The sequence below is a fragment of the Colwellia sp. BRX8-7 genome, assembly GCF_014077275.1.
Classification (GTDB): Bacteria; Pseudomonadota; Gammaproteobacteria; order Enterobacterales; family Alteromonadaceae; genus Colwellia_A.
Window position 1 is genome coordinate 1 of record NZ_JACGVP010000093.1, and the last position, 479, is coordinate 479.

1 tRNA gene is annotated in these 479 nt (G+C 35.1%); it reads right to left on the reverse strand.

What is annotated here, in order from left to right:
* Window positions 1–354: 354 nt before the first annotated feature.
* Window positions 355–440, reverse strand: a tRNA-Leu gene (locus tag H4J57_RS19580).
* Window positions 441–479: the final 39 nt, after the last annotated feature.

Genomic DNA, 479 nt, shown 5'->3' on the forward strand with positions numbered 1-479 from the left:
AGACGGACTTGAACCGTCACACTCTATGAGCGAGGGATTTTAAATCCCTTGTGTCTACCAATTCCACCACCCGGGCATCGGATAATTCTTTTTAAAGTAGAGATTGGCTCCCTACTAACTCTTAACTTACTAAGAGATTTAACTAATTAAATTCTTTATCTTATCTACACACTAAATTTAAACAGTTAACGAGACGCTACATCTTTTGTTGTCAGCTAAATCACAACATTTTAGCTATATTTATTGTATATAAATATATGCATTATAAATGTGATGTAAATTAATTACATACATTATTGATACAGGTTTAATTACTACTATTTAAATTACTGAACAGAAAGTACAGTATAAAGATGGTACCCGGAGACGGACTTGAACCGTCACACTCTATGAGCGAGGGATTTTAAATCCCTTGTGTCTACCAATTCCACCACCCGGGCATCGGATAATTCTTTTTAAAGTAGAGATTGGCTCCCTAC